Origin of the sequence: uncultured Gimesia sp. (genome assembly GCF_937910335.1) — a bacterium.
Lineage (GTDB): Bacteria > Planctomycetota > Planctomycetia > Planctomycetales > Planctomycetaceae > Gimesia.
On record NZ_CALEMX010000055.1, the window covers coordinates 1 to 10,118 of the forward strand.

General features: G+C 46.5%; 8 protein-coding genes. 2 read left to right on the forward strand and 6 right to left on the reverse strand.

Annotation, left to right across the window (positions count from 1 at the left end; translation table 11 throughout):
* Window positions 1-481 (forward strand): hypothetical protein (locus Q0668_RS02120; RefSeq protein ID WP_298859462.1); only part of this gene is annotated, 481 nt, incomplete at its 5' end.
* Window positions 482-872: 391 nt separating this feature from the next.
* On the forward strand, window positions 873-2,471 hold the full coding sequence (locus Q0668_RS02125; RefSeq protein ID WP_298859464.1) for a PQQ-binding-like beta-propeller repeat protein: 1,599 nt from the start codon (window positions 873-875) through the stop codon (window positions 2,469-2,471).
* A gap of 167 nt (window positions 2,472-2,638) precedes the next feature.
* Here the strand turns inward: Q0668_RS02125 and Q0668_RS02130 are convergent, their stop codons facing one another.
* The 6 genes from Q0668_RS02130 to Q0668_RS02155 form a co-directional block, all read right to left on the reverse strand.
* Entirely contained in the window at window positions 2,639-3,484 is an 846-nt protein-coding gene (locus tag Q0668_RS02130) for a tetratricopeptide repeat protein (protein ID WP_298859466.1), read from the reverse strand.
* Between the two features lie 379 nt (window positions 3,485-3,863).
* Window positions 3,864-4,217 carry a hypothetical protein gene (locus tag Q0668_RS02135; RefSeq protein ID WP_298859468.1) on the reverse strand — a complete coding sequence of 118 codons (354 nt, stop codon included), beginning with the start codon at window positions 4,215-4,217 and terminating at the stop codon, window positions 3,864-3,866.
* A 271-nt stretch (window positions 4,218-4,488) separates the two neighbouring features.
* A complete protein-coding gene (locus tag Q0668_RS02140; RefSeq protein ID WP_298859470.1) occupies window positions 4,489-6,876 on the reverse strand; it encodes a DPP IV N-terminal domain-containing protein in 2,388 nt (795 codons plus the stop codon).
* Window positions 6,877-7,033: 157 nt separating this feature from the next.
* The gene (locus Q0668_RS02145; protein ID WP_298859472.1) at window positions 7,034-7,336 is read right to left on the reverse strand and encodes a hypothetical protein; all 303 of its coding nucleotides are present in this window, start codon (window positions 7,334-7,336) and stop codon (window positions 7,034-7,036) included.
* 167 nt (window positions 7,337-7,503) lie between these two features.
* Window positions 7,504-8,205, reverse strand: coding sequence for a family 16 glycoside hydrolase (locus Q0668_RS02150; RefSeq protein ID WP_366918860.1), 702 nt, complete (start codon window positions 8,203-8,205; stop codon window positions 7,504-7,506).
* 90 nt (window positions 8,206-8,295) lie between these two features.
* Window positions 8,296-9,831, reverse strand: coding sequence for a neutral/alkaline non-lysosomal ceramidase N-terminal domain-containing protein (locus tag Q0668_RS02155; RefSeq protein ID WP_298859476.1), 1,536 nt, complete (start codon window positions 9,829-9,831; stop codon window positions 8,296-8,298).
* Window positions 9,832-10,118 lie beyond the last annotated feature (287 nt).

Consider the following 10,118-nt stretch of genomic DNA (forward strand, 5'->3'; position numbering starts at 1 on the left):
GATGACTTTCAGGCGACCTGTACTATCACCAAAAGAGTTAACCGGGGCACCCATATTAGATGTAAATAACATCATGAACAATAAAAAATATTATTCATGTTTAACTAAATCGCTTTATGCATATCCGCATTCAGATCTTTACTGGTCAATATTATCTACAGGAAACAAAGATTATTCGACCAAATCCTCTTTTAGGCTCACCGGTGCAGACGATCTCGATGACGTGAGCGGTTTTCAAAAATGGTACGGTGACAATAGTAGTTTTGAATATATCCGTAAAACTAACGACACCATCAAGGAGCATTTGAAGAAGAGTACAGCCTCTGGGGGGTTCTCTCTGTCTGAAGGAAATGTAATGCAGATTGTCTCAAAATGGGGTCACGGACCACCGTATCTCACCAAGGAAGAGATAAAGGAGATTACCCAAAGGGGTTACGGACCACCGTATATCACCAACGATAATAGCAGCAATACAGATTAGAACTTGACTGTGGTGGTACAGTGGCTCCTTTGAGGGCATCAGGCAAAAGACTCTGCCTGAACTTCTCAAAATAACTGAGTACGATGCATCAGGACAAGTCGGAGTCCGTCATTCGCAATCGGTACAGTTTTTTAACAGCAGACCACTGCACCAAGATATGCAACAATGCCACTTGAAAGATGTTAGAACTCGACAGTGCCATTCTATCCTGCCCCTTTTTCTATCCATTGATTAAGGGACTGGAATGCCCCCAAAAGTTGATCCAGGGTTACTGGTCAATCAAAAAACAACTTAAGACATTGCCGACAGTGCATCGGGGGAGTATCATCGAACAAACAGATTGCATGTTCAAACGGGACAAAATTTATCAGAGAAATATCTAAGGGAAATCATGATCACATACCGATTCTCTTCTCTTGTTACTTTTTCTTTTTGCTTCGTCTGCCTGCTTCATCAGGCCGCTTCGGCTCAAAATAAAAGTAAAGACATACCAGTCCGTGTGGAGTTGGAAAAATCAGCAGGCAAATCACCTGTTACGGCAAACAGGCAGTCCGTTATCCACACACACGGAACGGATTGGGTGATGCGTGGACGAGATCACACTCGGAATCCGGTTAGCCCAGACAAGAATGCACCGACTGATTGGAAGATTGGTTCCACTTTTAATAAACAGAGGCCAAAAAACGTTCTTTGGTCGGTAAAACTCGGTACGGTTAGCTGTGGTGATCCCGTGATTGCCAATGGTCTGGTCTGGGTTGGTACGAACAATGACCATCCACGTGATCCAAAGAATAGCGGTAATGCATCCGTTCTAATGTGTTTCCGCGAGCGGGACGGCAAGTTCCTTTACCAGTACGTTTCACCCAGATTGGTTGAGCGAAGCCGATTAGATTGGTCTTCCACCAGCCTGGCTTCTTCGCCACTTGTAGAAGGCGACCGGCTGTGGTTCTGCAACAACCGTTGCGAAACCATTTGCCTCGACATCGGACCGCTACACAGGGCCACTGGTCAACCCCGAGTGCTTTGGAAAGTGGACATGAGAAGAGAGCTAGGTGTTGTTCCTTGCGGTGTCATGATCGGTAGCAACGCAAATCACTGTTCGATTGCAGCGTACAAGGATTTGATCTATGTCAACACAACAAATTCTAGCCATGCAGGAAAGGTCCCTGCACCCGATGCACCAAGCTTGGTCTGCTTTCAGAAGAAGACTGGCAAGGTTGTCTGGAAGGATAACTCGCCCGGCGAAAATATACTTGACGTTCAGTTCGGTAGCCCGTTGGTCATCGCGTCAAAAGGTCGCGGACAGGTAATCATGGGACAGGGTGACGGGTGGCTGCGTTCGTTTGATTCCCGGACTGGAAAATTACTTTGGAAGTTCGACATCAATTTCAAAAGTCCGAAGCGAAAATTTACCTATAATGGAAAACACAATTACTTCGTGGCGACACCTGTTTTCTATAAAAATCGGGTCTACATTGCCAGCGGACGGCATCGTGACCATTCTAAGGAACATGGTCGATTATGCTGTATTGATGTGACGAAACGGGGAGACATCAGTTCCGAGTTAGACGACGGCAGCGGTAGGGGAAAAACCAACCCCAACTCCGGTCTGGTGTGGGACTTTGTCAAACGAGGTGACAAGCCAGAAGACAGGATGCACGGTTCGTTGTCTAGTGTTGCCGTCCACGACTCTCTTGTATTCGCCCCTGATGCGACAGGACTAATCCATTGCCTGGATGCCGAGACAGGCAAGAAATATTGGACCGCCGATAGTTTCTCTGGCATCTATGCTTCTCCACTGATAGCCGACAAAAAGGTGTATGTGGCGAACGAAGACGGCATCGTGTTCATATATGAACTCGCAAAACAGAGGAAGTTGCTCGCGGAACGAGACTTCAATAATTCGATTGAGTCTTCACCCGTGTTTGCGAACAACGTATTATACGTCATGAGTAGGCGCGTCTTGCATGCTATCAAAAGCCAGAAATGAAAATGCAGTGGGAACTATAAACGTAAAATGAATAAAAAGGTTCCATAGCAGAAAGAAAACGTGGCACCAGCAGAGTTTTCGTGCCTTTCGTGGTAGAAAAAAGTCTACAGACAGACGAAGGGATCAGATATATCTCAACCCTATCGAGTCCCCTGAAATTCATTGCTCTAGGGAGACTCCCCCAAATCTTTCAATGCCTGTTGTGCTTCTTTAAGTCCCTGCCTAGCGGCTTTGCGAATCCATGCCACCGCTTGAGTATGATCTTTTTGAACACTCTCTCCGTGATAGTACATTGTTCCAAGATTGAATTGTGCTTCAGCGTGTTCCTGCTCAGCAGCTTTGCGATACCACAGCACCGCCTGAGTATAATCTTGCGTGACGCCCAGTCCTTCTTGGTAAAAGTATCCTAAATCGTATTGTGCATCCGCATATCCCTGCTCTGCAGCTTTGCGATACCACAACACTGCCTGAGTGTGATCTTGCGTGACACCCTCTCCGTAATAGTACATGCCTCCTAAACTTTTTTGTGCTCGATCAGTCCCCTGTTCCGCTGCTTTTCGAAACCACAGCACCGCCTGAGTATGATCTTTTTGAACACCCACTCCGGCATAGTACATGTTTCCTAAATTGTATTGTGCTTTGGCATATCCCTGCTCAGCAGCTTTGCGAAACAACAGCACCGCTTGAGTATAATCTTGCGTAACACCCTCACCGTGATAGTACATGAGTCCTAATTTGTTTTGTGCATCCGCGTCCCCTGATTCAGCCGCTTTAAGACACCGTTCAAACTCCTGTCTTTCCTCTTGTTTTATATTCTCGGATTGAATTGGGATGGAAGATGGTCCTTGATATCCCTGATTGTTGTTAAGTGATCTCAAAGAAATAATGATAAGCGAGATTACCCCAACAGTAATGCCAACTCTCACTAGCCACTTGCCTTGAGTAATTTTAACTGAAGGAGAACTAGAACCAAGTTCACTCTGTATATTTTCTCGCTCCCGTTTTATTTTCATATCTCATTCTTCCACCAAAACATCGAGGCAAAACAGAATTGTACATACTTCACATTGTCTTTAGATAATTCAAGCAGGTAGGACCGAATAAATTTCAGGCCGATCACAGCGAGTAGGAAACTGAATGTGGAGCCGGTTGTTCGTGCCTTTCGTGATTTTCGTGGTAGAAAAACAGTCTACAATAACGTCGGCCTAACCAAGACACGCAGTGAAGGCCTAATCATTTCCTAAACAACCTACTCCATTAATGACTTTTCTAATTAGTATGAAATCGCGTCTTACATGCTATCAAGCGCCAGAGATGAAAATACAGTGGGGACGATAAAGGGATCAGGAATTGTTTTTTCTGTCCCTTTTCTGTCTTCGTCGTTTGCAGCCTCTATTCGTCTGGCACACCGAAATCTTCTTCCCACGGCAACTCCCCGACATCTAGATAGGCGCTGCATTTCGAACAATCTTGTGTTGTGCCACTTAGTGTACCAGGGAAGAACGTCGTCGTTCCGCACTCTTCGCATTCAACGGGTATTGTGTCGGTACTGGCATTGAGATCGGGATTCTCGCGTTCTTTTCTGGTTTCTTCAAACCGTAATATGAACTGTGCAGCCTTCTGCGATGTTGATTTGTCGACCCATACGTTCGGCTGATGGAACTGGCTGATCGTCCCTAAGGCCCACAGACTCACGCCGGATTGATCCTCCATCACGTGGGCAGGAATGTCGTTCGCATGGAGCATCTCTACAACCATGTGAGCTTCCACGTTCGTGGCGGCGGTGTATAAGAGGACGGGTTGCTTGAATTCCATTTGAGGTTGCGACTACGAATAGAGTAAAGCAGTAACGATAGATAGATTGAATTTGATTCTGTCTAAATCTATCAGGATTTCTGTCTATTATCAATATAAACTAACAAGCCATACCTGTAAAACAGGTCCAATAGTACTCGTATGCAAGATACTAGGAATCGTTTTTCTGTCCCTGCCCCACTTTTTTCACATCCTCTAACTTTCAGTTCACCCCCAGATGCGTCTTCAAAAAGTTCAGACGCTTCCGCGAAGCCCAGGGGGTTTCTGCAGAGCCATGTCCGACTCCTGTTACCAGGACAAACTCAAAGTCTTTGTTATGTTGAATCAATTGATGAACCACTTGTGTTGTGCTGGCAGGATCGACGTTTCTATCCAATTCACCCACAATCAACATCAAGTTTCCCTCAAGCAAATGTGCGTTTGTAGAATTGGAATTGGCGATGTAACTTTCATCGACGGGCCAACCCATCCACTGCTCATTCCACCAGATTTTGTCCATCCGATTGTCATGACAACCACAATCAGCAACAGCGACCTTATAAAAATCATGATGCCAGAGCAAAGCCGCCATTGCGTTTTGGCCTCCCGCTGAACCACCGTAGATACCAACTCGGGAAATATCCATCTGCGGGTACTTGCCTGCTGCTGCTTTGATCCAGGCAATGCGATCCTGAAACCCCGCATCGCGGAGATTCTTATAGCAAACATCATGAAATGCTTTTGACCTCCAGGCTGTCCCCATCCCATCGATCTGCACCACAATCATCCCCGCATCAGCAATTCGATGCTGGTGCCGATACCGGGTTCGAAAGGACTTGGGCACATGGTGTCCATGAGGACCGGCGTAGATGTTTTCCACCACGGGATACGTCTTGTTTGGGTCGAACTCAAGTGGCCAATGAATGATCCCCCAGATGTCAGTCTTTCCATCGCGTCCTTTGGCAACGAACCGTTCCGTCATGCGTCGCTTGCCGAATTTTGAGAAAGAATCAGCATGGTGTAGTTCACAAATCAGTTCGCCCGATTGACTATCACGCAATTCTGAAACCGGAGCCAGATCGACCCGAGAATAGGTATCGACAAAGTACTTGCATCCTTGTTCGAATTGAATCTGATGCGTGCCATCCCCTTCTGTAAGAACCTCGAACTGACTCCCATCATAATTGACTCGGCAGAAGTGTTCGTGGTAAGGGTCTTGATTTTTGTGTACGCCGACTGCGTAGAACCAGATTTGTTTCGCTTGAGGATCAATTTTTTCAATCCGTTTCACATTCCAGTTACCGCTGGTCACCTGGTTTAAAAGTTGACCGGTAGCGCGACTATACCGATAGAGATGGTTCCAGCCACTCCGTTCACTCGCCCAGAGAATTTCATCCTGCCCTAATTCTTTAAAGACGAGTTTTCCCGAATTAGAATAGTGAATGAAGGTCTCGCTGGCTTCCTCAATAAACGTTTTTACCGAACCACCAACAACTGAGACTTCTAACTCACGGACCAATTGATGCCCGCGCTGGTTGTAATGTAACCAGAAACGATCACCGGACTCTGACCAGCCGCGAAATCGCAAGTTCCAGGGATTTTCAAACAGGCGATCAGATATCGGAATCTCCTTTTTGCTCGGCAGGACAAATAACCTTAAAGTCTGTTTTGGTAATTCGTCTCCGGGCTTTCGATAGGTGTGACTCTGAATCCGTGGTTGCAACTGATCAGCAGGAGACGATTCGATAAGATGCACTTGAGGTTCTGCCACACGATTCGTTTGAAATGCCAGCAGGTGGTTAGAATCGGGAGACCATCGAACGTCGGGAGCTTCCTGCCCCCTGAACTGAAACGTATTATCCGGAGTTCCATCTGAAGTAAGTTGAAGCTTCTGATCATCGTGGCGAACGCATAGATTATGATCCTCTACGAAAGCCGTCCATTTCCCATCTGCGGAAATGGTTTTATTTTGCGTTTCTGCTCCCGTCCGACGTGGTGTATCTCGACGGAGATTCTTCAGTGTCCCCTCATCGATGACCAAAGAATCGTCTCCTCTGGCGATGAAGCATCCCAGGTCGTCCCCTGATTTCTTACGAAGCAACCATGCGTGTCCTACATATGTGTGTTGCTCAAATTTCTGATTCGCGTCGATACTGCCATACAATCTCTTCTCACCAGAGGGACTGACCCAGTAAGCATTGATCGGCTCCTTCAGATGGTTGTGAACAATAATAGAAGTCGATTCTCCACCACCTTTACTTTTGCGCGCCGGCAGAAATAACCGCGAATCATTGCTGATCGCTTTCATATCCTCAGAAGCAATCAATTCATATTCAGGCAACTTCAGTAGCCATGTTGTACCACGAATCTTCAAAAGGAGTTGTTGCTGAGTCTCAGTCAAACGGAACTGTTCGACGATGAGTTTTTCAGCCGACACCTGCTCCTGAAGCACTTTCGACATCGCTTCAGCAAGTCGATGTCTGTCGAAGGCCGGCGTGCATTGGCGATCGGGAACGTTGACAACAAAGTAGTCCTTCTTAACTTGAAACCAACATCGATTCGAATCTTTGGTCCAACTCAGTCGGAGAGACTGTGCTGCTGCTGGATGCATTATTGAAAGGACCAGTAAACAAGTGACAAGAGTACTTCGTATCATAGCTTTGACTCAATCTTAGTTCCAAAAATAACTTCTTTTCCCCGCACGGGGTTAAATGAGGCACAGACTCTCTAATATATAATCTGCGTCCCGCTTATGCTCCCACTGAAAATTAGAATGGTACATAATAAGTACGTAATTTTGCGAGAGCATTCTCCAGTGCTAGTTGCTCGCTGTCAAAGAACTCCTCATCAATCTCAAGTAGTTCCTCAACAGAGCGTATCATTTCAGTTGCGATACTGTTTTCAGAGAGTACATGTAAATCGCAATAAAACGACCTTTCGACTGTCGCAAAAAATTGTAATTCATCCTGTTGTTTCCATATTTCGATGCGGAATTGGTATTCAACATCAGGATTATTAATTGGGTGCATCAGGGATGTGCTTACAGTTTGAGTAAGGATATTTATTCCCATCTACGCGTTCCTTGAAGTTCCCCAGGAAACCTGCCGATTCCCCACTTAGAGAAAACCAATACAGTCAAGCAATAGAGACAAATCAATATGATTAAAAATGAAATACTGGCCAGAATGTCTCGTAGATTAAATTTGATCATATTCTGATTTACTTTAGATAAATTGATCTACTTACCATTCGCAACCCGCGAATAAATCTTCACATCATCCACCACGGCATTCCGGGGAACCGACAGCCGCAACGTGCGTTTCGTAGGATGAGCGATTCCTTCAGAAGAAAAGGAGCCGACTTTCTTACCATCAATGGAAACAGTCAGCGTGTCACCGGTTACGTCGACCAGCAGAGTGTACCATTGACCGGTTTTCAATTGATTGGGAAATCGTTTTCGCTTTGCCTTCAACAGTTCCTGAAGCGCGGGCGGTACTGTCTTGGCTTTCCGCAACTCGCGGTTTTTCAAATCCATGCCACCGGTTTTCATGTCGGTTAATTCCACGTTTCTCGTACTGACTTTGGCTAAGAATAAATGACCCGCGTGAACTTTCTTGTATTTCAAGTCCGCAAAATTCAGACCCAGACTATCCTTTGCATCTTCCAACATGAACCGAAGTTCGATCGCGCCATCCTGAAACTCTGCAGCATGCGTCACGGAAACAGCATGGTCCGCATCCTTGTGCATAAAAATATACATCGCTCCGTTTTTGAGATCCACCTGCTTGTTCCCGGCGGCCCGCCATCGGCTGTTAGACCCCCAGCCCTTCCCAATTTCATCTTTGATTTCCTGAGACTCATTCCGCTCGAAATCATCCTCAAAGATCAGCGTACCCCGGTCTTTGGCAAACACCGAAGAAGTAAAAGAACACAGGAACATACAAATAATTACGAGGTGTCTTGTCATGATCGGTTACCTTTATATTGAAAATATCAGTATGGAATTCGAATTTACGGCAGCGTATTCCACTCAGTCTTTCAATCCACGATTAGCACGGTTGTTGTCGTCAGCTTTGGCTTGCTTGATCGCCTTTCGCTGTTGATCATTATAGAAATCGACGGTCAGCGGTTTGCGTTTTTGACCGGATAACTTTTCCATTAACCCGAGCAGGCTATCAACGATTTTGGGTTCGGCGTCCGTTTCCAACCCGGCAGTTCTCGCCGGCCAGGTTGTATACCCCCCCAGGAAATGCTGTTCGGGAGGCGGAATGTAACCGGCAGCTCCATTGGCAAGCCCCATATTAAACGTCGCTTTGAAAGGACTTTGCGCTTTGAGCTTCAAGCCGGTAATGCCATAGACTTCATTCGGAATCGCCGTGATGGCAAGATCACCCACGCGAAGCACCTGCAGAATAATTTCTTCCTGAGGATACTCCACAAACCACGCAACCTGTTCGGCGTAAACTTCGGGCCGACTTTTCGGACGACGATCACCCCGTTTGGTATTGAGTTCGTTCGCCCAGCTAACGCGTTCCTTGCTGGGAAGTCGACGATTGAATACCAGCATCGTCTCGGCCATTGCCAGCTTCGGCTCACCTGTTTCATATTGAATTTTCTGATAGGCATTAAAAGCAATCTCAGCAAGCTCGGCAGAGTACACGTCGATGCTGTAATCTTTTTTTCGAGGCTGCCCATAATTCATCCACTGTAAATCACCCGACGTCCCCTGTGACATCGCGGCCACAAATGGCGCTTTCGCAGAATCAGTCGTCGCAATTTTATTTTCCATCAGGCTGCTGAATTTCCCGTAGTAATCCGCAGAAAATCCACCGCGGGTACCAAAGTAGTGCATGGAATAATTGGCGATCAGGCCGATAGAACGTTTCCCGTCAGCAGACTGAATACTGAAGAGCGAAAGGCCGGTATCCACGGGTCCCGCAGGGCCAATAAATTCGGCGTTCTGATATCCGGGGTGCATAATGGCCCGCACTGTTTTTTCTCCAAACGGATCGTTGGCATATTTATCAGGATGCTTTAACCAGCGTCGGCAGTGTGTATGCTTCGGTGCATCAACAACAGCAACCCCCATCCGCGCCGGTTCCAGATTGGCATAAGCGTTCGCAATACCTTCTGCCAGCTTCCCAGGTAGGAATCGTTCATAACTGGGATCGCTGTTCGTTCCCAGACACAGATTCATCACACTCGGCGCAGTATGTGTATGTGTAGACGCGATCAAAATCCGATTGACGGGAATGCCCGTCTGCTTTCTCACCAGAACCTTGGCCCGATAACAAATGTCGCGCGGGATCATACAGGAATCAACCACCGCGATGGCTACGACTTCCTCACCGGATTTCAAAACGAAACAGCGTGCATGCAGCCGGTCCAGAACTTGGTTCTGGCTCCGTTCGAGAAACCCGCCGTTCTGAATCGCCGGCAATTTTTCAGGAGAGATGTCCACCGAAAAAGCACCTGCCAGAAATTCACAGTATGCCGATTGCGGCAGAACCACAAGAAAAAAAGAAAAACTGATTAACACAGACTTTGATAGTAGGAGCGGTCGCATTAGATTAGCAGCCTCCAGAGTATTCGTAGATTGCAGAACGACGTAACAAAAGCATTCATGACAAGAGAACAGCTATCAAGTTAACAATTGATTAAGAGACAACCTTCTCTAATAGTCTCATTCGTTATTGTAACCTATGGTCCTATAAAGTGAAATCAGCAATGATGCCAACAGACTCAGCGTTTGGTCCAAATAATTTGAAAAAGAAAACACTGGAATTTTTGCACGATTGTTCTTAAACCCGCATTTCCCAGATGACTTCCCTCGCTTTGGCACGTAATTTGCGC